Source organism: Micromonospora sp. NPDC005203, assembly GCF_042872705.1.
Taxonomy (GTDB): domain Bacteria; phylum Actinomycetota; class Actinomycetes; order Mycobacteriales; family Micromonosporaceae; genus Micromonospora.
This window is the reverse complement of the sequence record NZ_JBIAKV010000007.1, coordinates 115,495-138,752: the sequence shown is the minus strand read 5'-3', so window position 1 is coordinate 138,752 and position 23,258 is coordinate 115,495. Positions and strand designations below refer to the sequence as shown.

Sequence of the window (23,258 nt, the reverse complement as noted above, 5' to 3'; positions counted from 1 at the left end):
GCGCCGCCGCGAAGCGGCGACGTGAGCGAGCGGAGCGAGCCAACCGGTGAGCCCGGCAGCGCCGTACCGGAGCTGGTCACCCTGCACGTCTGGCGGACCTCCCCCGGCGCGCTGCCCCGGGCGCTGACCCGGATGGCGGTGGACCCGCGCCGGCTGCGGACCCACCCGGGCGTCCGGTTCGGCAAGCTGCTGGGCACCGGGACCGGCACCGGCTTCGGACCCGGCGACGCCGACCTGACCCGGTGGGCGGCGCTGACCGTCTGGGACTCCCCCGCCGCGGCGGCAGACTTCGACGACTCGCCGGTCGGCCGCGCCTGGGCCCGCATCGCCCGCGCCCAGGCCCGGGTCGACCTGCGTCCGCTGACCAGCCGGGGCGAGTGGTCCGGTCAACGACCGTTCGGCGAGCCCGCGGGCGGCCGGGTCACCGGCCCGGTACTGGCGCTGACCCGGGCCCGGTTGCGGGTACGCCGGGCGGCCACCTTCTGGCGGGCGATCCCGCCGGTGGCCGCCGCTCTGCGCGACGCGCCCGGGTTGCTGGCCCGGTTCGGGGTCGGGGAGGCACCGCTGGGTTGGCAGGGCACGGTGAGCGTGTGGCGCGACCCGACAGACCTGGTGGCGTTCGCGTACCGTCACCCGGAGCACCGGGCGGCGATCATGCGAACCCACACCGCGGGCTGGTACGCCGAGGAGTTGTTCGCCCGGTTCGAGGTGCGCGACGTGGTCGGCGACCGGTCGGTGCTCGGGTGGGTCGCCGACGGTGGCCCGGAAACGGTGAAGGGTGGACGGGCATGAGGTTGGTGCGCTGGACGCCGGACGATCTCGTCCGGCGGCTGGACGACGTGGTGGCCGTCTACGGCGAGGCGATGGGATACCGCACCGACCTGCTCGAGGCCCGACGCGGCTACATCGCCACCCACGTCCGCCGGCCGGGTTTCCGGGCGGTCGCCAGCCTGACCAGCGAGGGGCACCTCGCCGGTTTCGGCTACGGCTACCTGGGCGCCTCCGGTCAGTGGTGGCACGACCAGGTGCACCGGGCGCTGGACACCCCGACCCGTACGCGCTGGCTCACCCACTGCTTCGAGGTGGTCGAGTTGCACGTCCGGCCACCGGCGCAGGGCCACGGCCTGGGCACCGGCCAACTGCGCGCGCTGCTCGGCATGGCCGAGGGCGACACCACGCTGCTGTCCACCCCGGAGGCCGACGAGCAGACCTCGCGGGCCTGGCGGTTGTACCGACGCTTCGGCTTCGTCGACGTGCTGCGCAACTTCCACTTCCCCGGCGACGAGCGACCGTTCGGCGTACTCGGTCGGGATCTGCCGCTCGAGCCACCGGCGTCATGACCCGGCGGATCTCCTGGACACTGCTCGCCGTCCTGGTGCTCGCCCAGATCTGCTACCCGCTCACCACCGGCGCCACCAGGGCCGGGCTCACCGTGGCCACCGTCGTACTCGGGTGGCTGCTCTCGGTGGGCCACGCGCTGCTCAGCCGGGGTCCGCGGGTCGCGGCGGCGCTGGTGGCGGTGGCCACCGGCGGTGGGTTCGCGATCGAGGCGATCGGGGTGGCCACCGGTGTGCCGTTCGGCAGCTACGACTACTCCGGGGAGCTGGGTCCCAAGCTGGCCGGAGTGCCGCTGATCATTCCGCTGGCCTGGACCTGGATGGCCTGGCCGGCCTGGCTGGCGGCGGTCCGGCTGACCGGCGGCGGCGCGCCGCGCGCCAGCCGCAACGGCGCGAGGGCCGGCGACAACGGCGCACCGACCGGCAACGGCGGCGGATCGTGGACCGGCCGCGGTGGGTCGGCCGGGCTGTGGGTACGGCGGATCGCGCTGGCCACCGTGGGGCTGGCCGCCTGGGACCTCTTCCTCGACCCGCAGATGGTGGCCGAGGGCTACTGGGTCTGGCGGGACGCCACCGCGGCGTTGCCCGGCCTGGCCGGCATTCCGGTCAGCAACTACCTGGGCTGGTTGCTCTTCGCGGTGCTGATGATGAGCGCCCTGCGTCCGCTGGCCGGGGCGGCCGCCGAGCACACCGACCGGCGCGACGACCCGATGGCCGCGCTCTACCTGTGGACGTACTTCTCCAGCATCCTGGCCCACGCGGTCTTCCTCGACCTGCCCGCGTCGGCGCTCTGGGGGGCCGCCGGCATGTCGGTGACCGCCGTCCCGTTGGCGGTGACCCTGCTGCGTGCCCGCCGGGGCCGGGACATCCGCCGGGAGGACCACCAGCCGCACCGCTCCGGCGTCGACGCGACCCGATGACCGTCCTGCTCGCCCTGCTGGTCGCCGTCGCCGCGCTGACCGGGCACACCTGGCTCAACGCCACCCGCTGGCTGCGCCGGCCCACCGACCGACCCGACGCCCTCGCCGAGCCGGTCGCCGTGCTGCTGCCGCTGCGCGACGAGGCCACCCGGGTCACGCCCTGCCTGCGCGCCCTGCTCGCCCAACGCGGTGTGCCGGGGCTGCGCATCGTGGTCCTCGACGACGGCTCCACCGACGGCACCGCCGACGTGGTCCGCGCGGTGGTCGGCGACGACCCCCGCGTCACGCTGCTCACCGGGGTCGCCCCGCCGCCGGGCTGGCTGGGCAAGCCGCACGCCTGCTGGCAGTTGGCCACCCGGGCCGACCCGGACGCCACCGCGCTGGTCTTCGTCGACGCCGACGTGGTGCTCGCCCCGCACGCGGTGGCGGCGGCCGTCACCGAGCTACGCGACGCCCGCGTGACGCTGCTGTCGCCGTACCCCCGGATCGTGGTGGCGACGGCGGCCGACCGGCTGGTGCAGCCGCTGTTGCAGTGGTTGTGGCTGACCTTCCTGCCGCTGCGCGCGATGGAGCGCTCGCGGCGGCCGTCGCTGGCTGCGGCGGGCGGGCAGTTCCTGGTGCTGGACCGGGCCGGCTACACCGCCGCCGGCGGGCACGCCGCGGTCGCCGACAAGATCCTGGAGGACGTCGAGCTGGCCCGGGCGGTCAAGCGCGCCGGCGGCCGGATCGCCCTGGCCGACGGCTCCCGGCTGGCCACCTGCCGGATGTACGACGACTGGCCGCAACTGCGCGACGGGTACGCGAAGTCGCTCTGGGCGTCGTTCGGGCACCCGGGCGCGGCGGCGGCCGTGGTGGCGGCGCTGCTGCTGCTCTACACCGCCCCGCCACTGATCGCGCTGGGGTTCGCCTCGACAGCTCCCCGGGTGTCAGTGGTTGCGCTCATCGCATATCTGCTCGGAGTGGCCGGACGGGTGCTCACCGCCCGGGCGACCGGCGGCCGGTGGTGGCCCGACGCGCTCGCACACCCCGTGTCGGTCGTGGTCCTCGGTTGGTTGACCCTACGGTCGTACCATCTGCGAAAGCGACGCCGCCTGACCTGGCGGGGCCGCCCGGTCAGCTAGGAGGGCGTGGCATGGCGCGCATCGTGGTCGTCGGCGCCGGGGTGGGTGGCCTCGCCACCGCCGCCCGGCTGGCCGCCACCGGGCACCAGGTGACCGTCTTCGAGGCCGCCGACACGGTCGGTGGCAAGCTCGGCCGGTACGCGCACGACACCCCGGCCGGTCGGTTCCACTTCGACACCGGGCCGAGCCTGCTCACCCTGCCCCAGGTCTTCCACGACCTGTTCGAGGCGACCGGGGCGAAGCTGGACGAATACCTGGACCTGGTCCCGTTGGACCCGATCGTCCGGCACGTCTTTCCCGGCGGCGGCCCGACCCTGGACTCGTGTGCCGACCCGGCGGAGTTCACCACCCGGATCGGGGCCGCCCTCGGTGACCGGGCGGCGGTCGAATGGCAGCGGCTGTGGCACCGCGCCGAACGGGTGTGGCGGGCCTCCGAACGCGACATTCTGCGCCGTACCGTCGACTCCCCCCGCGATCTCGCGTCGTTGGCCTGGCGGCTCGGCGACCTGGCCGCCATCGCCCCGGGCCGCACCCTGCGCGGGTTGGGTCGCGGGCACCTGTCCGACCCGCGGCTGCGGATGATGCTGGACCGGTACGCCACCTACACCGGCGCCGACCCACGCCGGGCGCCGGCCGCGCTGGTCGCGGTCCCCTACGCCGAGCTGGCCTTCGGTGGCTGGTACCTGCGCGGTGGGCTGGGCACCCTCGCCGACGCGCTGCTGACCCGCTGCCTGGACCTCGGCGTGGTCGTGCAGACCGACGCCACGGTCACCCGGATCGATGCCACCGGCGGCCGGGTGCACGGGGTACGCCTCGCCGGCGTCACCGCGCCGGTGCCCGCCGACGTGGTGGTGGCCAACACCGACGCGCTGACCGTCTACCGTGACCTGCTGCCGCACCCGCGCCGGCTGGCCGGGCTGACCGACCGCAGCCTCGCCGGTTTCGTGCTGCTGCTCGGTGTCTCCGGCAGCACCGGGCTGGCCCACCACACCGTCTTCTTTCCGGACGACTACGACGCGGAGTTCGACGCGGTCTTCGGAAACCCCGGGCGCGGCGTACGGGCCCGGCCGGCGGTCGACCCGACGGTGTTCGTCACCGTGGCCGACGACCCGATGGTCCGTCCGGCCGGGCACGAGGCGTGGTTCGTGCTGGTCAACGCCCCCCGCCACGGCAGCGCGGCGGGCGCGGTCGACTGGCGACGCCCGGGCCTGGCCGACGCGTACGCCGACCGGATCCTGGAGGTGCTGGCCCGGCGCGGCGTGGACGTGCGCGACCGGCTGCTGTTCCGCGAGATCCGCACCCCCGCCGACCTGGGCACGGCGACCGGCACGCCGGGCGGTTCGATCTACGGCACCGCCGGCGGGTTGCTCCGCCCCGCCAACCGCGGCCCGGCGAACGGGCTGTGGCTGGTGGGCGGCTCCACCCACCCGGGCGGCGGGTTGCCGATGGTGACCCTCTCCGCGCAGATCGTCGCCGACGAGATCGGCCCCGCCTGGTAGGGCCAGCCGCTCAGCCGACGTCGAGCAGGGCGCGCCGGATGCTGGAGAGCAGTTGCCCGAGGCCGAAGCCGGCCAGCAGCACCCACACCGCGGTCGCCATGGTGATGGTGCCGGCGGCCAGGTCCGCCTCGATCAGCCCGGCCAGCCCGGCGACCACCAGACCGGCCAGCGCCACCGAGACCCGGGTGGGGCGTTCCCCGACGGTGACCGCGCCGATGTCGCGCATGCCGGCGGCGACCGCCCGGGCCCGCACGTACTCGTGCAGCCAGGACAGCGCGCCACCCGCGACGACGAGCGCTCCCGGCGCGCCGACCAGCCAGAACGCCAGCAGCCAGGCCACCTCACCGAGCCGGTCGGCGACCGAGTCGTAGACGTAGCCGAGCCGGGTGGTGCGGCCGGTGGCGACCGCCACCGCACCGTCCACGCTGTCCGCCACGGCGGCGAGCAGCACGAACAACGCACCGAGGAACGGCCCGTCTCCCGGCCGGGTGACCAGCAACGGTACGCAGAAACAGAGCACCACCCCGGCCACGGTGACCGCGGTGGGGCTGACCCGCAGCCGCCCCAGCACGTACCCCAGGTGGTAGGCGAACCGCAGCCAGGCGCGCACCACCGGCGCCGCGACCCGAGGGTCGAACCCGCCGTGCAACCGCGCCCACGCCGTGGCGTACTGGTCCCAGTTCAGCTGTGTGCCCACCACGGATCAACCGTCGTGCCGGGCATCAGGTGTCGCAGGTGGGACATTCACACCCGCGCGCCGACCTTCAGGTTCTGCCAGACCTCACGGGTCGCGGTGGACCGGTTGAGGGTGATGAAGTGGATGCCCGGCACACCCTCGTCCAGCAGTCGGCGGCTCATCTCGCTGGCCTGCTCGACACCGAGCTGGCGAACGGCCTCCGGGTCGTCGGCGACCCGCTCGAAGCGGGCCGCCAGCGCCGGCGGGAAGGGCGCGCCGGACAGCTGCACGGACCGCTCGATGGTGCCGATCTGGGTCACCGGCATCACCCCGGCCAGGATCGGGGTGTCGCAGCCGGCGGCGGCCACCCGGTCCCGCAGCCGCAGGTAGTCGTCGGCGTCGAAGAACATCTGCGTGATCGCGAACTCGGCGCCGGCCCGGCACTTGCGGACGAAGTGCGCGGTGTCGCTGGCCACGTCGGGTGAGCGGGGATGCTTGTACGGGAAGGCCGCCACGCCCACGCTGAAGTCACCGGCGTCGCGGACCAGGCGGACCAGGTCCTCGGCGTAGTCCACGCCCTCGGCGTGGCGGACCCACTCCCCGCCGGGGTCGCCTGGCGGGTCACCGCGCACCGCCAGCACGTTGCGCACCCCCACCCCGGCGAGCCGGCCGATCACGTGTCGCAGCTCGGCGACGGAGTGGTTGACCGCGGTCAGGTGGGCCATCGGCAGCAGGGTGGTGTCGGTGGCGATCCGTTCGGTCACCGACACGGTGGTGTCCCGGGTCGAACCGCCCGCACCGTAGGTGATCGACACGAATGACGGGCGCAGCGACTCCAGCTCGCGGATGGCCTGCCAGAGCAGCGTCTCCCCCGCCTCCGTCTTGGGCGGGAAGAACTCGAACGAGAAGGTCGGTTGGCGCTCACGAATGAGCTCCCCGATCGCCGGCTGCGGATTGGGGAGTACCGAGGGAAGACCGAGCGCCACGACCCGACTCTAGCGGGCGACGCCACAGCGGCCCAGGTGCTTTCCACAGCGCGGTCACCTACCGCACCGACTGCCGGGTCCGACGGGTGGAAGGCGTCGTACCCCGGAGGTAGGAAGGGGTGGCGTGACGCTTCGCCGCACAGAGGGGCGTCTAGCCAACCCTCAGGGGTTTTCTGATTACCGGCTTACGCAGGGTGGGGGTTGGCCTGGGCGGCGGAGAAGGGATGTACTCCACGTGCTCGGGCATCAGGAACAGAGAGCGTCGCGCGACAGCGTCGCCCGTGTCGTCGAGCTGGTAGCAGTCGATCCAGCACCAACCGTCATAGGTGATCCAGTCGAGTTTCCTGATGACCCGGACGGTGATGGGTCGCATGAACTGAACGCTGCACGCTCGGTCTAGCCGCAGGACGTCACCGGCATTCACCGGGACTTCCTTGCACGCCAGATCTTCAACGTCCTCCCCGCTTCGTCCAGCTTCGAGCAGGAACCATCAGGACGGCAAGCGGGGCATTTGGCTCGGTTGTGTAGATCGACGATGAACCCAGCCATGATCACCAAGAACGGTGGCTCTGGTCTGATCTCCTCAAGCATCATGATGGCCGTCTCGTTGGTTACGGCGCTTCGCGGCCTGGCGCTTGCCGGTGGTCTCATCTGGCTTTTGTCGCGACGCGGGAGGGCCGCACGCTAGAGGCTGATAGGCGGAGCGTTCGACAACGTCGATCGGCTCGTCAGATCTCTGAAACCACTTCCAACGGCGCACGGTGCTGCCTCCCGAGAGTCCTTGGGTGGCCGACACGGAGCGCCTACCCCTAGATCACTCTGCGTGCCGGCCACATCGCAACCGTAAACCTGTCTGTGCAACCTGTCTAGACGGGTAATGTTCGTGTCGTGGCACGTGAGCACTTAGGAAGATCGGGAGTACGGTGACGGGCGTGCCTACCCCGCACGTACCACCCCGCCGATACCGGCTGGTCGCCGACGAACTGCGCCGCCGGATCGAGGCCGGCGCGATCCCACCTGGCTCTTTGTTGCCCAGTGAATCAACCCTGATGACCGACTTCTCAGTCGCACGGGGAACCGTTCGTGAAGCCCTGGCGCTGCTGCGGTCTGAGGGCTTGGTCATGACAGAGGTGGGACGCGGCACCTACGCCAGGCCGGTAATGCCTGTGCGGAGGCTCGCCTCCGAGCGGTACCGCAAGGAGCTTGAGCAGGTTCGCAGCGGTGAGCTTGGGACGTCTTTCACCGCCGATCAGCAGGTCGACTGGGCTGCCTACAGTCTGGACAAGGACTTTCGCGAGGTGTCGGCTACTGAGGCGGTAGCCGAGTTGTTCGGCGTAGCGCCAGGCACGATGCTGCTCGAACGTCACCTGCTCTTTCGCACTCATGGTGCGCCGCAACAGATGTCGGTCTCATGCCTACTGCTCGACATGGTTGCTGGCACTCCGGTTGCCGATCCCGATAAGGAGCCATGGCCGGGCGGCAACACGTCGCAGCTCTACAGCCTCGGGCACACCATCACCGGCATCCGTGAACGTCCACGATGGCGGCTGCCTTCGCCTGATGAGGTTGAAGCCCTACGCATCCCCGCCGGGGTTCACGTAGTAGTGATCACTCGACAGACGTACGTTGGCGAGCGGGTGGTTGAGGTGGCACACATTGTGAGGCGTGCCGACCTGGTCGACCTTGACTATTGGATTGATCTTACTTGAGCCGCTCCTGACGTTTTTCACCTCGCGGACAGTGCCGCGCTGTCCGGCGGGCGGAAGGCGTCGTACCCCGGAGGTAGGAATGGGTGGCGTGGGAGGGCGGCGGGGGCGGCGCCCAGATCCCGCGCGGGGGTCAGTACCACGCGGTGACACCGGTCCGTCCGGGCGGGGTCGTCACCGCCGACGCCCGCCAGGAGGACCCATGACCGCGCCCCGATCGTCGCGCCCGACGCAGCTCGGCCCGCTGCTGGCCCGGTGCCGGCTGGCCCGTGGCTGGAGCCAGCAGCGCGCCGCCGCCGAGTTGTGCGCCGCCGCCGGGGTGCCGACGTTGAGCCGGCACGAGGTGTCCCGGTGGGAACGACAGCGTCGTGTTCCCGGTGGGTTCTGGCTGGGCTGGCTCGCCGTCGTCCTGGACGTGCCGCTGGTGACCCTCACCGAGGCCGCCGCGGGCACCCGCCGGGCCGGCTCGACGCGCGCCCCCGGACCGGGCCGCACGGCGGCGGCCGGCACGCGACCGGCGGGGCGCACCGGTCCCGGTCGCACCGACGGGACCAGGGCCTGCGTCACAGTCCTCGGTCGAACCGAGGCGGAGGCCAGGCGGCGGTCCGGCCAGGGGCTTTGACACAGGCCTAAGCGTGGCACTGGGGCGCGGACCGGGGCGACCGGCTAGCGTCGGTACGTGACCCACGCTGCCCCCGTCTCTCCCGTCGACCGCGCCGGCCTACGGCAGCGCATCGACAAAGCCCTCAGCGAGTTCCTGACCGGCCAACGCGTACGACTCGCTGCCGTGGACGACGCCCTGGCCCCGGTGGCCGAGGCGATCGAGGCTTTCGTGCTCGGCGGCGGCAAGCGGCTTCGCCCGGCATTCGCGTACTGGGGGTTTCGGGGCGCGGGCGGGCTCGACGGCGACCAGGTGCTCACCGCCCTGGCCGCGCTGGAGTTCGTCCAGGCCAGCGCCCTGATCCACGACGACCTGATGGACCGCTCCGACACCCGACGCGGCGAGCCCGCGGTGCACCGGCGGTTCGCCGCACGGCACCGGGAGGCCGGCTGGGGCGGTGACCCGGACGGCTTCGGCGACGCCGCCGCCATCCTGCTCGGCGACCTGTGCCTGGTCTGGTCCGACGAGCTGCTGCACTCCGCGGGGCTGGACCTGTGGTCGTTGGCGCGGGCCCGACCGGTCTTCGACGAGATGCGCACCGAGGTCACCGTCGGGCAGTACCTCGACGTGCTGACGCAGGTCACCGGCGACACCTCGGTGGAACGGGCCAGCAAGGTCGCCCGGTACAAGTCGGCGAAGTACACCGTCGAGCGGCCGCTGCTGCTCGGCGCCGCGCTGGCCGACGCGACGGCCGACGTACGGGCGTGCTACTCGGCGTACGGGCTGCCGCTGGGTGAGGCGTTCCAGCTCCGCGACGACGTGCTGGGTGTCTTCGGTGATCCGGCGCTGACCGGCAAGCCGGCCGGGGACGACCTGCGCGAGGGCAAGCGCACCTACCTGGTGGCGGCGGCCGTGGAGGCCACCGACGACGCCGGGCGTGAGCTGCTGCTGGGCCAACTCGGCGACCCTGAGCTGGACGAGCGGGGAGTGGCTCGGCTCCGCGAGCTGATCACCGCGAGCGGGGCGTTGGCCCGCACCGAGCAGCGGATCGTCACGCTGACCGACGCCGCGCTGACGGCCCTGACCGCCGTCGACCTGGACACCGAGGCCCGCCAGGCCCTGGTAGACCTGGCCATAGCCGCAACCCGCCGAGCCGACTAACCCCGGCCCCCGCCCCTGCGTCCCCGCCCCTGGCCCGTTCCTGCGCGTCGATCACGGAGTCATCGCCACTCGCCTCGGCCTGTCGTGGCAATAACCTCATGATCGACGCATAGAAACGGCCGGGGCGGCCGGGGGTGGAGGGCTAGAAGCCCAGGGCTTGGGCTCGGCGTTTTACTTCGCGGGCCTGGTCGCCGGAGAGGGCTGCGGCCGGCGTGTTGCCGGGGAGGGTGTCGTCCGGCTCGTACAGCCAGCGCAGGGCGGCCTCGTCGTCGTAGCCGTTGTCGGTGAGCAGGTTGAGCACGCCGGGCAGGTGCTTGAGCGCGGTCTCGTTGGCGACCAGGTCCGCCGGGATGCGGCGGATGCCGTCGCGGCGGACCGCCAGCAACTCCCGGTCACGGATCATCTGGTGCACCTTGCTGATCGACACGTCGAGGCGCTCGGCGACGTCGGGCAGGGTCAGCCAGCCGGCCGGGTCGGCGGGTCCGGCGAGTTCCAGGCTGGGCACGGCCTGGTCGGGTACGGGTTCGGTCACCCGACCACCCTGCCACGCCACCGTCGCGACGGGCCACCGGCACCCCGGACGACCGCTCTCGTGGCGCCGCTGACCCGCGGATAAGGCAGCGGTGAGCGCAGCGGGACGGACCCGTTCGACGTCCGGCTGTAGCATCCTGTTCAACCTTCACCCCCTGGACACATAGACTCCCTGCCGATGGACACTCAGGTCGCCGACACGTTGCTGGGCTCGCTGATCGACGGGCGCTACCGCATTCGCGGTCGCGTGGCCCGTGGTGGCATGGCGACCGTGTACACCGCCACCGACGAGCGCCTTGAGCGCACCGTCGCTGTAAAGATCATCCATCCGACCCAGGCCCCCGAGGCCAGGGCACGGATCGCCAACTTCGTGGCCCGGTTCACCGACGAGGCGAAGACCATCGCCCGGCTGACCCACCCGAACGTGGTGGCGGTCTACGACCAGGGCACGCACGCCGGTCTGCCGTACCTGGTGATGGAGTACGTCCGCGGCCGTACGCTGCGCGACGTGCTGGCCGAGCGACGCCGGCTCAACCCGGACGAGGCGCTGGCCATCGCCGAGCAGATGCTCGCCGCGATCGCCGCCGCACACCGGTCCGGCCTGGTGCACCGCGACGTCAAGCCGGAGAACGTGCTGGTCGCCGAGGCCCCCACCGGCGGTGTGGCCAACCTGGTCGACAGCGTGGTCAAGGTGGCCGACTTCGGGCTGGCCCGGGCGGTCGAGGCGAGCGCCGACGAGGAGCAGGGCAACCAGTTGATGGCCACCGTGGCGTACGTCGCCCCGGAGCTGGTCACCGAGGGCCGCGCCGATCCCCGCACCGACGTCTACTCGGCCGGCATCGTGCTGTTCGAGATGCTCACCGGCCGCGTGCCGTACGACGGGGACCGCCCGGTGGACGTCGCCTGGCAGCACGTCGACCGGGACGTACCGGCACCCTCGACGCTGGTGCCCGGCCTGCCGCCGGTCCTCGACGACCTGGTGCAGCGGGCCACTCGGCGCGATCCCAACGCGCGGCCCGCCGACGCCGGCGCGCTGCTGGCCGAGGTGCAGGTCGCCCGGGATCGCCTGGGCGACGCCAACAGTCACACCGCCGTGCTCCGCCCGGTGAGCGGCGAGCCGCTCTCCCAGCCGACGATGGTGGTCGCGACGGTCCGCCCTTCCGACCGCCCGTCCTGGGCGCGGTTGCCCGAGGGCGCCGCCCAGGGGCCGGGTCGGCGACGGGCCGCCCCGGAGCCCGAAGCGGGGCTGGGATCCCGGCTCACCGCGCTGCGCAGCACGCTGCTGGCCAGCCCGCGCGGCCGGCTGGCCGTCGCGGCCGTGGTGGTGACGCTCGGCCTGGTGGCCGCGATCGGGGGTTGGTGGTTCGGCGTCGGCCGTTACACGGACGCCCCACAGCTGGTGAGCCTGAGCAAGGCCGAGGCACAGACGCAGGCCGAGCGTGCCGGGCTCACCCTCAAGTACGGTGAGCCACGCTTCGACGAGCAGGCCCCGAAGGACAGCGTGCTGAAGCAGGACCCGGCGTCCTCCACCAAGATCGTCAAGGGTGACGCGATCACCCTGACCCTCTCTCTCGGCCCGGAACGCTTCCCCGTGCCGGACGTGATCGGCAAGGAGTTCGAGCTCGCCGAGGCGGACCTGGTCAACGTGAAACTGGTGGTGGCCAAGGGTGCCCCCCGCTACGACGACAGCCTGCCGGCCGGGGTCGTGCTGGACACCTCCCCCAAGGTGGGCGCCGAGGTCAAACCCGGCGCGAAGATCACCGTCATCCTGAGCCGGGGCAGAGCACCGGTGACGGTGCCCAACCTGGTGGGCAAGAACCTCAACGAGGCTCGCGCCACCCTGGCCCGGCTCAACCTGGTGCTGGCGGAGACCTACAAGGACTCCGACAAGCCCAGGGACGAGATCCTCGGCCAGAGCCCCGCCGACGGCGCCGGCGTGGAGAAGGGCACCCAGGTCAAGCTGGACGTCAGCAAGGGCCCGGCGGCGATCGTCGTGCCCCGGGTGATCGACCTGCCGTGTCAGCAGGCCAAGCAGGCGTTGGAGAGCCAGGGTTTCCCGGTGACGGTCGTGGTCAACCCCAACGCCGTGGCCCGGATCCAGATCCCGGGCGAGAATTCGCAGGTGCCGCCGGGCACCCCGGTCACCCTCACGTGCTTCTGATGCCGGCGGTCACCTCGCGTCCGGTGGGCGCGCACACGCCGACCTCCGGCGGGCTGGCCAAGGCCGCCCTGCCGTACGTCGACGCGACCGGCGCCCAGGTGGTGCAGGTCTACGTCTCCAACTCACGGGGCTGGGCGCTGCCCAGCGGTGACCCCGTGCAGGACGCCCTGTTTCGTGACGGCTGCGCCGAGCGGGGCATTCCGGCGTTCATCCACGCCTCGCTGCTTGTCAACCTCGGCTCGCCCACCCCGGAGACGGTCGGGAAGTCGGCACAGACCCTGGCCCACGCCCTGCGTCGGGGCGTCGCGATCGGCGCACGGGCGGTGGTCTTTCACGCGGGCAGTTCGGTGGACGAGGGGCACGCCGAGGCGGCGATGCAACAGGTCCGCCGGGAGTTGCTGCCGCTTCTCGACTGGTCCGCCGACGCCGGTGGGCCGATGCTGCTCGTCGAGCCGAGCGCCGGCGGCGGCCGGTCACTGGCCTCCCGGGTGGAACAGCTCGGGCCCTACCTGGACGCGGTGGACCGGCACCCCATGCTCGGGGTCTGCTTCGACACCTGCCACGCCTGGGCCGCCGGCCACGACGTGGCCGCCGAGGGCGGCATGACGGCGACCCTGGACACCCTGGTGGCCACGGTCGGCGCGGACCGGCTGCGGCTGGTCCACGCCAACGACTCGAAGGATCTGTGCGGCTCCACCCGGGACCGGCACGAGAACATCGGCAAGGGCACCATCGGCGAGCCCGCCTTCGCCGAGCTGATGACCCACCCGGCGACCGCAGGCGTCCCGATCGTGGTGGAAACCCCCAGCGAGAAACAGCTGGGCCACACCGCCGACATCGCGACGCTAACCCGCCTAACCCACCCCTAACGCCGGGCTTCCACTCCCCCCGCCCCGCCCTGGTGATCATGGGCCAGGGGTGGGCGGGGTGGGGGGTTAGGACGCCGTGAGGATGCGGGGCAGGGCCGCTACCGCGCGGTCGATGTCCGCGTCGTCGAGGCCGAGGTGGGTGACCAGGCGGGCGGTACGGGGGCCGAGCACCGACACGAGTACGCCCTCGGCCCGCGCGGCGGCGGCCAGGGCACGCGCGTCCAGTGCGTGCTTCGTCAGGTCCAGCGCGACCAGGTTGGTGCGGACCGTGGTGGCCAGCACACCGAACGGCGCGACGGCCTCGGCGAGCCGAGCCGCCCTCGCGTGGTCATCGGCCAGCCGGTCGACGTGGTGTGCGAGCGCGTACCGGCCGGCGGCGGCGAGGATGCCGGCCTGACGCATGCCGCCGCCCATCCGCTTACGGATCATCCGGGCCCGTTCGATCTTCTCCGCGCTGCCCACCACCAGCGAGCCGACCGGAGCGCCGAGGCCCTTGGAGAGACACACCGACAGCGTGTCGAACAGCCGGCCGTACTCGATCAGGGGCACCCCGTCGGCGACGTGCGCGTGCCAGATCCGGGCGCCGTCGCAGTGCAACGCGACGCCCGCGTCGTCGGCGACCCCGCGCAGGTCCCGCAGGATGGCCAGCGGGATCACCCCGCCACCGCCACGGTTGTGGGTCTGCTCGACGGCGATCGCGCGGGTGGGGACGGCGAAGTAGCCGTCCGGCCGGATCATCGCGGCCACCCTCTCCGGCTCGATGTCCGCGCCGACCGCGGGCCAGGTCCGCGAGGAGATACCGCCGTACGCGGCAGCGGCGCCGATCTCGTACGTCACCACGTGCGCGTCGGCGTCGCAGAGCAACTCGTCGCCGGGTGACACCAGCAGTTGCAGGGCGATCTGGTTGGCCATCGACCCGCTCGGAGCGAACAGCGCCGCCTCGTGCCCGAACAGCGCGGCGACCTCGGCCTCCAGCGCGTTGACTGTCGGATCCTCGCCATAGACGTCGTCACCGACCTCGGCGGTGGCCATCGCCTCCCGCATCCCGGCCGTAGGTCGGGTCACCGTGTCGGAACGCAGGTCCACGAACAGATCAGCCATGAGATTCCCTTCGGCTGCCGACTGCGGGGCTCGCAGGCTCGCTCCTCGCGTCAGCCACTGTTGTCCCTCCGGCTGCCGACTGCGGGGCTCGCAGGCTCGCTCCTCGCGTCAGCCACGGAGCATCTCCGCTACGAGGAACGCCAACTCCAACGACTGCTGGGTGTTCAGGCGGGGGTCGCAGGCGGTCTCGTACCGGTCGGGCAGGTCGAGGTCCTCGATGCCCTGGGCACCACCCAGGCACTCGGTGACGTCCTCGCCGGTCAACTCCACGTGCAGGCCACCGGGGTGGGTGTCCAGCCCCCGGTGCACCTCGAAGTAGCCGAGCACCTCGTCGACGATGCGGTCGAAGTGCCGGGTCTTGTAGCCGTTGGACGACTCGTGCGTGTTGCCGTGCATCGGGTCGCACTGCCAGACCACCTTGGCGCCGGCGGCGGTGACCTTGGCGACGATCGGCGGCAGGGCGTCGCGCACCCGGTGGTTGCCCATCCGGCTGATCAGGGTGAGCCGGCCGGGGATGTTGTCCGGGTTGAGCTTCTCGCACAGCTCGATCGCCTCGTCCGGGGAGGTGGTCGGGCCGAGCTTGACGCCGATCGGGTTGGCGATCCGGGAGATGAAGTCGATGTGCGCGCCGCTGATCTGCCGGGTGCGCTCGCCGATCCAGAGGAAGTGCCCGGAGAGCCCGTACGCCCGACTGTCGGAGACCCGGGTGAGCGCCCGGTCGTACTCCAGGGCCAGGGCCTCGTGGGAGCAGTAGAGCGTGACGGTGCGCAGCGCCTCGTCGTCGGTCATGCCGCAGGCCCGGATGAAGGCCAGCGCCCGGTCGATCTCCCGGGCGATCGCCTCGTAACGCTCCCCCGCCGGGGAGTTCTTCACGAACCCCTTGTTCCAGTCGTGTACGGCGTGCAGGTCGGCGAGCCCGCCGGCGAGGTACGCCCGGAGCATGTTCATCGCCGCCGCCGAGTTGGCGTACGCGCGGATCATGCGCTGCGGGTCGGCGATCCGGGCGGCCGGGTCGGCCTCCAGTGAGTTGATCATGTCGCCGCGGTACGCGGGCAGGCCGCGCGCGTCGGTGGGCAGCGAGCGGGGCTTCGTGTACTGACCGGCGACCCGGGCGACCTTGACCACCGGCAGCGACGCGCCGTAGGTGAGCACGATCGCCATCTGGAGCAGGGTGCGGGCGTTGGCCAGCAGGTGACTCTCGGTGTTGTCCACGAACGTCTCGGCGCAGTCACCGCCCTGGAGCAGGAACGCCTTGCCCTCGCAGACCAGGGCGAGCTTCTGCCGGAGCTGGTCCACCTCGTAGGGCGCGACGACCGACGGCACGGTGTCGAGGACCTTGCAGACCGCGGCCACGGCCGCCGGGTCGGACCACGGCGGGACCTGCTCGCGGGGCAGCTCCCGCCATCGGTCCAGGCCGAGCGCGGCGTCCTCGGCGGAGTCGACTGTCGGTCGGCTGGTCTGCAGGCCCGGGCTGCCCACCGCGGGATGGCTCAGCTGATGCCACTCATGGCGCATGACAGAAAGGGTACGGCGACGGTCGGGGTGACCGGGCGGCGAGGGGGACGGTTCCGGCAGATGGGAGATCAACCTGCCGGACGCCGGTCAGGACGCGCGGGTGGGGGTGGCCCCGGTCGGCGTCGGGTTGGCAGCCGGGCCGCCGCCGGGCGACTCCCCGGCGATGCACCAGTCGCTGCCCTGACGGGTGACGGTGAACACCAGCGGCCGGGCGACGGTGCGCTTGCCGGCGGTGACCGAGACCGACACGCTCACCTCCTGCCCGAGCGGCCCGGACCGGATGGCGGTGATGGCCGCCTCGGGCACCTGGAAGTGATCGGCGAAGTCGCCGTTGGGACCGGTGGCGGCCAGGTCGAAGCCGTCGTGCAGGACGGCGCAGAGCTGGCTCCGGCCGGCGGCGACGTCCTTCGCGGTCATCGCGTCGAGGTACGCCTGCACGCGCTCCCGGGAGCGGGCGGCGGCCTCCTCGGCGGGGGCACGCGCCGGTTTGGCGGGCGGCTTCTCCTTGGCGTCGTCGCCGATCCCGCAGCCGACCAGGGCGATCGGCAGCAGCACCAGCCCGGCGACGGTTGGCGCCAGCCTGCGGTGGGTCGGGCGCATGACCACCTCCGTCGACGGTGAGATCGAGACCTGCCGAGCCGCGAGTCTGCCACATCGAGCTGACCCGACCCAACGAACGGCGACCCGGCCGACGCTGGGCGTCGACCGGGCCGTCGTCTCACGGGCGGGAAGGAGCGGTGCGGGCCCCTCCCCGCCGTGTGGGTGATGCGTCGACCTTCGGCTCAGCCGAGGCCGCCCTTGATGGCGCCGATGAGCTCGCCGTTGCTCGTGTCACCGGAGAGCTCCCAGAAGAACGCGCCACCGAGGCCCTGGTTGTTCGCGTACGTCATCTTGCCGTTGATGGTCGACGGGGTGTCGTAGCTCCACCAGTTGTTGCCGCACTTGGCGTACGCGGTGCCGGCGATCGTGCCGGTGGCCGGGCAGGTGTTCTTGAGGACCTTGTAGTCCTCGTTGCCCGCCTCGTAGGTGCCCGTTGCCGCACCGGTGGCGCTGCCGCCCGGGGCGGCCTGGGTGACCCCGGTCCAGCCCCGGCCGTAGAAGCCGATGCCGAGCAGCAGCTTGTTGGCCGGTACGCCCTTGCTCTTGAGCTTCTGGATGGCGGCGTCGGAGTAGAAGCCCTGCTGCGGGATGCCGGTGTACGAGGTGAGCGGCGAGTGCGGGGCGGTGGGCCCCTGGGCGGCGAACGCGCCGAAGTAGTCGTACGTCATCGGCATCAGCCAGTTGAGGTTGCCGATGGCGCCGGCGTAGTCGGTGGCGTCGATCTTGCCGCCGTTGGTGCCGTCCGCGGTAATCGCGGCGGTGACCAGGGCGCTGGACCCGAACTTCGACCGCAGCGCGCCGATCACGTTCTTGAACGCGTTCGGGCCGCTGGTGTCACAGGTCAGACCGCAGGCGTTCGGGTACTCCCAGTCGATGTCGATGCCGTCGAAGACGTCCGCCCAGCGCGGGTCCTCGACCAGGTTGTGGCAGCTCTCGGCGAACGCGGCCGGGTTCTGTGCGGCCTGGGTGAAGCCGCCGGACCAGGTCCAGCCACCGAACGACCAGATCACCTTGAGGTGCGGGTTCAGTTGCTTGAGCTTGCGCAGCTGGTTGAAGCTGCCGCGCAACGGCTGGTCCCAGGTGTCGGCAACGCCGTCCACGCTGTCCGCCGCCGTGTACGCCTTGTCGTAGTCGGCGTAGCTGTCCCCGATGGAGCAGCGGCCGCCGGTGGTGTTGCCGAAGGCGTACAGGATGTGGGTGAGCTTGGCGGCAGAGCCGCTGGTCTGGATGTTCTTGACGTGGTAGTTGCGCCCGTAGACGCCCCACTCGGCGAAGTAGCCGACGACCTTCTTGCCACCGGGGTTCGGCGGGTTGGTGGTCGGGGGTGCCGTGGTGGGCGGGGCGGTGGTGGGCGGGGCGGTGGTGGGCGGCGCTGTGGTGGGCGGGGCCGTGGTCGGCGCGCTCGTGGTCGGCGGGCTGGTCGGGGTGCCGCCGCCGCAGGGTGCGCCGTTGACGGTGCAGTTCAGCGGCGCCCTGTACGCGCCGGTGCCGTTGTAACCCCAGCTGAACGAGGCGCCCGGGGCGAGGCCACCGGCCCAGCTCTTCTTGACCGCGACGTAGTGGTTGCCGCTGCTGGTCACGTCGGCGTCCCAGGCGCTGCTGATGGTGGTGCCCGACGGCAGGTCGAACTCGATGCGCCAGGTGGTGACGGTGGCACTCGACCCGTTGGTGACCGTCACCCTCGCCTCGTGACCGGTCCCCCAGTCCTGTGCTCTGGTGAACGTGGTGGTGACACTGCCGGCGCCGAACGCGGTGGTCATCGGCACCGCGGCGACGGTCACGGCGACCACGGCACCGGCCCAGAGGGCCCGGCGGAGCGATCTTTTCATAAGGCGTCTCCCGAACTGTTAGGAAACTTTCCAAAAGGGATGGTGAGACGGTACTCACGGCGTCATCACTTCGTCAAGATGTCCATGTTTCGATTTCCCTTGATGTGTGGATTGCGCCCGCTCCGCCCGCCTCCGGGCCACCGCCCGGTCGGCGCGTAGCCTCGGGCCATGACCGTCTTCGACATTCCGATCGACGCCCTCGACGGCGGCCCTGCCGACCTGGCCCGCTACCGCGGCAAGGCGCTGCTGGTCGTCAACGTGGCCTCCCGCTGCGGCCTCACCCCGCAGTACGCCGGCCTGCAGACGCTCGCCGACACCTACGCCGAGCGCGGTCTGGTGGTGCTCGGTGTCCCGTGCAACCAGTTCGCCGGGCAGGAGCCGGGCAGCGCCGCCGAGATCAGCGACTTCTGCCAGGTCAACTATGGGGTGACCTTCCCGCTGACCGAGAAGGTCGACGTCAACGGCCCCAACCGGCACCCGCTCTACGCCACCCTGGTGGAGACCCCGGACGCCGACGGGCACACCGGGGACGTCCGGTGGAACTTCGAGAAGTTCCTGGTGGCCCCGGACGGCACGGTCGCCGCTCGCTTCGCCCCCACGGTCACCCCCGAGGACACCGACCTCCAGGCGGCAATCGACAAGGCCCTCCCCGCCTGAGGCCCAAGCGCCCGGGCTCGCCCCGGCTCGCCTGGCACCGCCCTGACCGCGCTAAATCCTGGACCTCAACGCCGTCGGGGCTTGTAGAGCAAGCCACGTCGAGCAGGAGAATCGCGCCGATCTTGCACTTTCTGTCGCCGATTTAAGCGGTAACGCACCCTGATGTCGGGGCAGAAAGTGCAAGATCGCGATGCAGGACGATCGGCCGTCACCGTTGGGTGGGATGTCTCCGGGGAGCCGGTCGGCGACAAGCGTGCGCAGTACGTTGTGCAGGGCGGGCTCGCGGCGCGACCAGGCACCCACCGGGACGGCGAAGGCCGCGCGGCCACCCGCCAGCGGGTCATCGAAAATAACCCACCGGACTGGTCGGGAATGCGTCGTGGGTGGACGGAGTTGGGACGAACATGACAACTGTGGGACTGATCGGCAGTGGCAACATCGGCGGCACCCTGGCCCGGCTGGCGGTGGACGCCGGCTACGACGTGGTGCTGAGCAACTCACGCGGCCCGGAGACGCTGAAGGACCTGGTCGAGGAGTTGGGCGAGCACGCAAGCGCCGGCACGGCACAGGACGCGGCGCAGGTCGGCGACCTGGTGGTGGTCACCGTGCCGCTGAAGGCGTACCGCGCGGTGCCCGTCGAGCCACTGGCCGGCAAGGTCGTCATCGACACCAACAACTACTACCCGCAGCGCGACGGGACCTTCCCCGAGCTGGACTCGGGTGAGACCACCAGCAGCGAGTTGCTCCAGCGGCACCTGCCGGACTCGCGGGTGGTCAAGCTCTTCAACAACATCTACTACAAGGGCCTGGCCGCGCTCCCCCGCCCGTCCGGTGCGGCCGACCGCAGCGCCCTCGCCATCGCCGGCGACGACGCCGCCGCGAAGGCCGAGGTGACCGCCTTCCTCGACCGGATCGGCTACGACGCGGTGGACGTCGGCCCACTGGCCGAGGGGTGGCGCTACCAGCCGGACACCCCGGCGTACGGCACGCTCTACTCGGTCGACCCGACCGACTGGGCGCACCCGGCACCGGCGGACGCCGACAAGCTGCGCGCCGCCCTGGCCGCCGCGACTCGCTGAGCTGAGCCGCCGCCCTCCCCTGACCGCCTACCGGGTGACCGTCCGGAGGGCGGCGGCGAGTTCCTCGTCGTAGCTGGCGATCGGCTGGCCGTCCGAGGCGTACGCGACGAGCCGCCCCTGCGCCACGTTCGCCGAGCGGAACGAGAACGTGCGACTGCCCGGGTACGCGTCGAGCAGCGCACGGCAGACGAAGAGGTAGCGCGGGTTGACCACGTCGTCGAGGGCGTACGCCTCGAAGGTGGGTCCGCCCCGGCGGCGGGCGTTCTCGAAGAGGAACTGCACACCCGGCCGTGTCGACACCGGGCTGAGGACCGCACCCACCGAGATGACCATGGCGGCGAGCAGCCCCACGCCGGCGGCCCGCCGGGTGACACCGGACGCGCCGATCAGCAGCATCGCGGCGAGCGGCGGCCCCGACAGTGACAGCCGCCGGCACCTCTGCCCTCGGCAGAACGGGCACCGCGTGCGCGGCACCGATCCCTAGCCTCGAGGGATGGGAACGACGAACGCACCGGCGTACGACGCCCACGCGGACTGGTACGAGGGCTTCGTCTCGGGTGCGGGCGACTATCTCCGCCGGGTGCACGCGACCGTGGCGGAGTTGCTCGGCGCGGGCAAGGGTGTCTGCCTCGACATCTGCTGCGGCACCGGCGCGCACGCGACCGTACCGGCTGGTCTGGGGTGGACGCCGGTGGGCGTGGACCTGTCCGCTGGGCAGTTGCGGCACGCGCGCGGGCGGTTGCCGGTGACCCGGGGCGACGCGACCGCCCTGCCGGTCGTCGACGCGTCGCTGCCGGCCGCGATGTGCGTGCTGGCCAGCACCGACCTGCCCGACTACCCGGCCCTGGTGCGCGAGGTCGCCCGGGTGCTGCGCCCCGGCGGGCGGTTCGTGCACGTGGGTGTGCACCCGTGTTTCGTGGGTGCGTTCGCCGACTGGGGCCAGCACCCGAGGGTGGTGGTCGACGAGCGGTACGCTGACCGGTCCCGCAGCTTCGACAGTTGGCACACCGACGGCGTGCGGGTCCGGGTGGGCGCCTGGCACCTCCCTCTCGCCGACCTGGTCAACGCGACCGCGACCGCCGGTCTGCGGCTGGTCCGGGTCGCCGAGGCAGGCCCGGGCGGAGTTCCCGACCTGTTCGGCCTCCTCGCCGTCCGGGAGCGGTAGCGACAGGCCGCCCGGCCCGAGCCCGCGCGAGCGAGGGTCGGGACGGCGACAGAAAACATCGCACCGGCAACTTGCGTTGCAGTCCCGCACACGGGACCCTGTTCTCTGGGTTGCCGCCCGCTCACCAAACGTGCTTCCGGAGGCGAGATGCTCATGCTCCGTACCGCCCCCCGCCGGCTGCTGGCCGGCTCCGGCGCTCTCCTGCTCAGCACCGCCCTCGCCGCAGCCGGCACGCCGATCCCCGCCAGCGCGGCGACCGGTGCGGACACCGTCGGCTACGTCCGGCTCGCCCACCTCTCCCCGGACACCCCGGCCGTCGACGTCTACCTGGCCGCGCCGGGCGCCGCGAAACCGAGGGTCTTCCCCGGGGTCGGCTACGGCGTGGTCTCCGACTATTTCGAGCTGGCGCCCGGCCGGTACGCGGTGGCGATGCGGGAGGCCGGCGCTCCCGCCAGCGAACCCGCGGTGCTCACCACCGAAGTCGCGGTCACCAGCGGCGACGCGTACACAGTGGCCGGTGTCGGGCGACACGCGGACCTGGGCCTGCGGGTGCTCAACGACGACCTCAGCGCGCCCACGCAGGGCCGCGCCAAGGTGCGTGTCGTGCAGGCTTCCGTGCGTACCCCGGTGCTGGACGTCGCCGCCGCGGACGGCCCGGTGATCGCCAACGACGTGCAGTTCGCCTCCACGACCGAGTATGAGCAGGTCGAGCCGGGCAGTTGGCGGCTGCGGTTGGCGGGTGCCGACGGGCCGAGCACCAACGCCGAGGTGCGGCTCACCGGCGGTGCGGTCTACTCGCTGCTGGTGCTCGACGCGAAGCAGGGCGGGCTCACCGCCGAGCTGCGCCGCGACGCCGAGGGCGGCACCGTCGCTCCGGCGGGCGGGGTGGACACCGGCGCCGGCGGCACCGCCAGTTCCGGACTCGGCGCGTACCCCCTGGTAGCCGGCGGGTTGGCCGCGGCGGCCGGCGCGGTGACCCTGCTGTTGTGGCGCCGGCGGCGGCGCACTACCTGGTGACCACCCGGCCCGATCCGTCGATCCGGCGGCATCGCGACCGCCGGATACTGCCGGCGGCGCTGGTCGCGGCTGGCGCGGCGGTCTGCCTGGCCGCCGGCGCCGGCGTCGGGCTGGCCGACGCCGACCCGCCGCCCCCGGCGGCGACCTGGCACCCCGGCTGCACCGACGACTGCCCACCGACGGCGGCCGCGCCCGCGCCACACGGTCCACCCACGCGGGTACGCGTACCGCGCATCGGTGTCGACTCCACCCTCACCGTGCTCGGCCTGGACCAGGCCGGTGCGCTGATCCCGCCGAGTGACTTCGGCACCGCTGGCTGGTACGGCGGCGGCCCGGCCCCGGGCGACACCGGGCCGGCAGTGCTCGCCGGGCACCTGGACTCGCGCAGCGGACCGGCGGTGTTCGCCCGGCTCGGTGAGCTGCGCCCCGGTGACCGGGTCGAGGTGTGGCGCGGCGGGCAGCGGCTGCCGTTCCGGGTGACCGGCTCGCTGCGGACCCGCAAGGACCACTTCCCGACGGAGGCGGTCTACGGGCCGACGCCCGGCGCGGAGCTGCGTCTGGTCACCTGCGGGGGTGACTTCGACCGGCGGAGCGGGCACTACCGGGACAACGTGGTGGTGTTCGCGGTGACCGAGGCCGCCAACCCGGTACTGCCGGACTCCGCCGCAGGCTGACCGCACGCCCCGACGCCCGCGCACGGCTTGACGCCCGCCGCACGCCCCGACGC

General features: G+C 72.4%; 23 protein-coding genes. 15 read left to right on the top strand and 8 right to left on the bottom strand.

The features are described from left to right. Positions 1 to 21 precede the first annotated feature (21 nt). From ACFYPM_RS17870 to ACFYPM_RS17850, 5 genes are read left to right on the top strand one after another with little or no spacing between them, the layout of a single operon-like run. Complete coding sequence (locus ACFYPM_RS17870) at positions 22 to 792, top strand: monooxygenase (RefSeq protein WP_387197688.1); 771 nt, start codon at positions 22 to 24, stop codon at positions 790 to 792. After that, positions 789 to 1,340, top strand: coding sequence for a GNAT family N-acetyltransferase (locus ACFYPM_RS17865; RefSeq protein ID WP_387197686.1), 552 nt, complete (start codon positions 789 to 791; stop codon positions 1,338 to 1,340). Before ACFYPM_RS17870 ends, ACFYPM_RS17865 begins: the two co-directional genes overlap by 4 nt. Continuing rightward, positions 1,337 to 2,257, top strand: coding sequence for a carotenoid biosynthesis protein (locus tag ACFYPM_RS17860; protein ID WP_387197684.1), 921 nt, complete (start codon positions 1,337 to 1,339; stop codon positions 2,255 to 2,257). The genes ACFYPM_RS17865 and ACFYPM_RS17860 overlap by 4 nt, the downstream gene beginning before the upstream one ends. Then, the gene (locus ACFYPM_RS17855) at positions 2,254 to 3,378 is read left to right on the top strand and encodes a glycosyltransferase (protein ID WP_387197681.1); all 1,125 of its coding nucleotides are present in this window, start codon (positions 2,254 to 2,256) and stop codon (positions 3,376 to 3,378) included. The genes ACFYPM_RS17860 and ACFYPM_RS17855 overlap by 4 nt, the downstream gene beginning before the upstream one ends. 11 nt (positions 3,379 to 3,389) lie before the next feature. Next, entirely contained in the window at positions 3,390 to 4,877 is a 1,488-nt protein-coding gene (locus ACFYPM_RS17850) for a phytoene desaturase family protein (RefSeq protein ID WP_387197678.1), read from the top strand. A gap of 10 nt (positions 4,878 to 4,887) precedes the next feature. Here ACFYPM_RS17850 and ACFYPM_RS17845 read toward each other — a convergent pair whose 3' ends face one another. Together ACFYPM_RS17845 and metF are read right to left on the bottom strand one after the other, a co-directional pair. Further along, the gene (locus ACFYPM_RS17845; protein WP_387197675.1) at positions 4,888 to 5,577 is read right to left on the bottom strand and encodes a CDP-alcohol phosphatidyltransferase family protein; all 690 of its coding nucleotides are present in this window, start codon (positions 5,575 to 5,577) and stop codon (positions 4,888 to 4,890) included. 44 nt (positions 5,578 to 5,621) lie between these two features. Then, entirely contained in the window at positions 5,622 to 6,539 is a 918-nt protein-coding gene (metF, locus tag ACFYPM_RS17840; RefSeq protein ID WP_357250975.1) for a methylenetetrahydrofolate reductase [NAD(P)H], read from the bottom strand. A gap of 932 nt (positions 6,540 to 7,471) precedes the next feature. Between metF and ACFYPM_RS17835 the strand changes: the two genes are divergently transcribed. From ACFYPM_RS17835 to ACFYPM_RS17825, 3 genes are all read left to right on the top strand, one after another. Continuing rightward, positions 7,472 to 8,248 (top strand): GntR family transcriptional regulator, encoded by a 777-nt coding sequence (locus tag ACFYPM_RS17835; RefSeq protein WP_387197672.1) that lies wholly within the window; start codon positions 7,472 to 7,474, stop codon positions 8,246 to 8,248. 199 nt (positions 8,249 to 8,447) lie between these two features. Continuing rightward, a complete protein-coding gene (locus ACFYPM_RS17830) occupies positions 8,448 to 8,867 on the top strand; it encodes a helix-turn-helix domain-containing protein (RefSeq protein WP_387197669.1) in 420 nt (139 codons plus the stop codon). A 57-nt stretch (positions 8,868 to 8,924) separates the two neighbouring features. Further along, a complete protein-coding gene (locus ACFYPM_RS17825; RefSeq protein ID WP_387197666.1) occupies positions 8,925 to 10,007 on the top strand; it encodes a polyprenyl synthetase family protein in 1,083 nt (360 codons plus the stop codon). A 142-nt stretch (positions 10,008 to 10,149) separates the two neighbouring features. Here ACFYPM_RS17825 and ACFYPM_RS17820 read toward each other — a convergent pair whose 3' ends face one another. Continuing rightward, positions 10,150 to 10,539 carry an Rv2175c family DNA-binding protein gene (locus tag ACFYPM_RS17820; protein ID WP_357250966.1) on the bottom strand — a complete coding sequence of 130 codons (390 nt, stop codon included), beginning with the start codon at positions 10,537 to 10,539 and terminating at the stop codon, positions 10,150 to 10,152. Between the two features lie 177 nt (positions 10,540 to 10,716). Here ACFYPM_RS17820 and pknB point away from each other — a divergent pair, with 177 nt between their 5' ends. Then, the gene (gene pknB, locus ACFYPM_RS17815) at positions 10,717 to 12,699 is read left to right on the top strand and encodes a Stk1 family PASTA domain-containing Ser/Thr kinase (protein ID WP_387197663.1); all 1,983 of its coding nucleotides are present in this window, start codon (positions 10,717 to 10,719) and stop codon (positions 12,697 to 12,699) included. Then, the gene (locus ACFYPM_RS17810) at positions 12,699 to 13,568 is read left to right on the top strand and encodes a deoxyribonuclease IV (protein ID WP_387197660.1); all 870 of its coding nucleotides are present in this window, start codon (positions 12,699 to 12,701) and stop codon (positions 13,566 to 13,568) included. The genes pknB and ACFYPM_RS17810 overlap by 1 nt, the downstream gene beginning before the upstream one ends. 66 nt (positions 13,569 to 13,634) lie before the next feature. Here ACFYPM_RS17810 and ACFYPM_RS17805 read toward each other — a convergent pair whose 3' ends face one another. The 4 genes from ACFYPM_RS17805 to ACFYPM_RS17790 form a co-directional block, all read right to left on the bottom strand. Further along, positions 13,635 to 14,669, bottom strand: coding sequence for a threonine aldolase family protein (locus ACFYPM_RS17805; RefSeq protein WP_387197657.1), 1,035 nt, complete (start codon positions 14,667 to 14,669; stop codon positions 13,635 to 13,637). A 108-nt stretch (positions 14,670 to 14,777) separates the two neighbouring features. Beyond that, complete coding sequence (locus ACFYPM_RS17800; protein ID WP_387197654.1) at positions 14,778 to 16,184, bottom strand: class II 3-deoxy-7-phosphoheptulonate synthase; 1,407 nt, start codon at positions 16,182 to 16,184, stop codon at positions 14,778 to 14,780. Positions 16,185 to 16,271: 87 nt separating this feature from the next. Beyond that, complete coding sequence (locus ACFYPM_RS17795; RefSeq protein WP_387197651.1) at positions 16,272 to 16,784, bottom strand: hypothetical protein; 513 nt, start codon at positions 16,782 to 16,784, stop codon at positions 16,272 to 16,274. Between the two features lie 182 nt (positions 16,785 to 16,966). Continuing rightward, positions 16,967 to 18,613, bottom strand: a complete 1,647-nt coding sequence (locus ACFYPM_RS17790; protein WP_387197648.1) for a glycosyl hydrolase family 18 protein — start codon at positions 18,611 to 18,613, stop codon at positions 16,967 to 16,969. 168 nt (positions 18,614 to 18,781) lie between these two features. Here ACFYPM_RS17790 and ACFYPM_RS17785 point away from each other — a divergent pair, with 168 nt between their 5' ends. Together ACFYPM_RS17785 and ACFYPM_RS17780 are read left to right on the top strand one after the other, a co-directional pair. After that, positions 18,782 to 19,270, top strand: coding sequence for a glutathione peroxidase (locus ACFYPM_RS17785; RefSeq protein ID WP_387197645.1), 489 nt, complete (start codon positions 18,782 to 18,784; stop codon positions 19,268 to 19,270). Between the two features lie 404 nt (positions 19,271 to 19,674). Then, positions 19,675 to 20,349, top strand: a complete 675-nt coding sequence (locus ACFYPM_RS17780; RefSeq protein ID WP_387197643.1) for an NADPH-dependent F420 reductase — start codon at positions 19,675 to 19,677, stop codon at positions 20,347 to 20,349. 27 nt (positions 20,350 to 20,376) lie between these two features. On the opposite strand, the gene ACFYPM_RS17775 is transcribed toward ACFYPM_RS17780, so the two are convergent. Next, complete coding sequence (locus tag ACFYPM_RS17775) at positions 20,377 to 20,745, bottom strand: hypothetical protein (protein ID WP_387197640.1); 369 nt, start codon at positions 20,743 to 20,745, stop codon at positions 20,377 to 20,379. Positions 20,746 to 20,842: 97 nt separating this feature from the next. Here ACFYPM_RS17775 and ACFYPM_RS17770 point away from each other — a divergent pair, with 97 nt between their 5' ends. From ACFYPM_RS17770 to ACFYPM_RS17760, 3 genes are all read left to right on the top strand, one after another. Then, entirely contained in the window at positions 20,843 to 21,514 is a 672-nt protein-coding gene (locus ACFYPM_RS17770) for a class I SAM-dependent methyltransferase (protein ID WP_387197637.1), read from the top strand. 147 nt (positions 21,515 to 21,661) lie between these two features. After that, positions 21,662 to 22,531, top strand: a complete 870-nt coding sequence (locus tag ACFYPM_RS17765) for a DUF4397 domain-containing protein (protein ID WP_387197635.1) — start codon at positions 21,662 to 21,664, stop codon at positions 22,529 to 22,531. Then, on the top strand, positions 22,501 to 23,205 hold the full coding sequence (locus tag ACFYPM_RS17760) for a class F sortase (protein ID WP_387197632.1): 705 nt from the start codon (positions 22,501 to 22,503) through the stop codon (positions 23,203 to 23,205). The genes ACFYPM_RS17765 and ACFYPM_RS17760 overlap by 31 nt, the downstream gene beginning before the upstream one ends. Positions 23,206 to 23,258: the final 53 nt, after the last annotated feature.

Coding starts and splice junctions, on each gene's coding strand:
- ACFYPM_RS17865 (WP_387197686.1), top strand. CDS start 789: ATGAGGTTGGTGCGCTGGACGCCGGACGATCTCGTCCGGCGGCTGGAC.
- ACFYPM_RS17860 (WP_387197684.1), top strand. CDS start 1,337: ATGACCCGGCGGATCTCCTGGACACTGCTCGCCGTCCTGGTGCTCGCC.
- ACFYPM_RS17855 (WP_387197681.1), top strand. CDS start 2,254: ATGACCGTCCTGCTCGCCCTGCTGGTCGCCGTCGCCGCGCTGACCGGG.
- ACFYPM_RS17850 (WP_387197678.1), top strand. CDS start 3,390: ATGGCGCGCATCGTGGTCGTCGGCGCCGGGGTGGGTGGCCTCGCCACC.
- ACFYPM_RS17830 (WP_387197669.1), top strand. CDS start 8,448: ATGACCGCGCCCCGATCGTCGCGCCCGACGCAGCTCGGCCCGCTGCTG.
- pknB (WP_387197663.1), top strand. CDS start 10,717: ATGGACACTCAGGTCGCCGACACGTTGCTGGGCTCGCTGATCGACGGG.
- ACFYPM_RS17810 (WP_387197660.1), top strand. CDS start 12,699: ATGCCGGCGGTCACCTCGCGTCCGGTGGGCGCGCACACGCCGACCTCC.
- ACFYPM_RS17805 (WP_387197657.1), bottom strand. CDS start 14,669: ATGGCTGATCTGTTCGTGGACCTGCGTTCCGACACGGTGACCCGACCT.
- ACFYPM_RS17800 (WP_387197654.1), bottom strand. CDS start 16,184: ATGCGCCATGAGTGGCATCAGCTGAGCCATCCCGCGGTGGGCAGCCCG.
- ACFYPM_RS17795 (WP_387197651.1), bottom strand. CDS start 16,784: ATGCGCCCGACCCACCGCAGGCTGGCGCCAACCGTCGCCGGGCTGGTG.
- ACFYPM_RS17790 (WP_387197648.1), bottom strand. CDS start 18,613: ATGAAAAGATCGCTCCGCCGGGCCCTCTGGGCCGGTGCCGTGGTCGCC.
- ACFYPM_RS17785 (WP_387197645.1), top strand. CDS start 18,782: ATGACCGTCTTCGACATTCCGATCGACGCCCTCGACGGCGGCCCTGCC.
- ACFYPM_RS17780 (WP_387197643.1), top strand. CDS start 19,675: ATGACAACTGTGGGACTGATCGGCAGTGGCAACATCGGCGGCACCCTG.
- ACFYPM_RS17775 (WP_387197640.1), bottom strand. CDS start 20,745: ATGCTGCTGATCGGCGCGTCCGGTGTCACCCGGCGGGCCGCCGGCGTG.
- ACFYPM_RS17770 (WP_387197637.1), top strand. CDS start 20,843: ATGGGAACGACGAACGCACCGGCGTACGACGCCCACGCGGACTGGTAC.
- ACFYPM_RS17765 (WP_387197635.1), top strand. CDS start 21,662: ATGCTCATGCTCCGTACCGCCCCCCGCCGGCTGCTGGCCGGCTCCGGC.